The sequence below is a fragment of the Paraburkholderia sp. 31.1 genome (genome assembly GCF_014397645.1).
GTDB lineage: Bacteria > Pseudomonadota > Gammaproteobacteria > Burkholderiales > Burkholderiaceae > Paraburkholderia > Paraburkholderia tuberum.
Window position 1 is genome coordinate 1 of record NZ_VZQN01000288.1, and the last position, 216, is coordinate 216.

A 216-nucleotide genomic window follows, 5' to 3' on the forward strand; every position below is an offset into this window, starting at 1 on the left:
CGTGCAGCAGGGCATGGGCCTGCGACACATCCGACACGTTGGCCGACGTGCCAACCACGGTATGCACCAGCCCCGAATCGGCGTCGACACCGATGTGGGCCTTCATCCCAAAGTGCCATTCGTTTCCCTTCTTCGTCTGATGCATCTCCGGGTCGCGGCTCTTCCCGGCGTTCTTGGTCGACGGTGGCGCTTCGATGATCGTCGCGTCGACCAGCG

1 protein-coding gene is annotated in these 216 nt (G+C 63.4%); it reads right to left on the reverse strand.

Going from position 1 to position 216, the window contains the following annotated elements:
• A partial coding sequence (locus F6X37_RS36295; protein ID WP_187614716.1) for a transposase occupies nt 1-216 on the reverse strand: 216 nt, incomplete at both ends.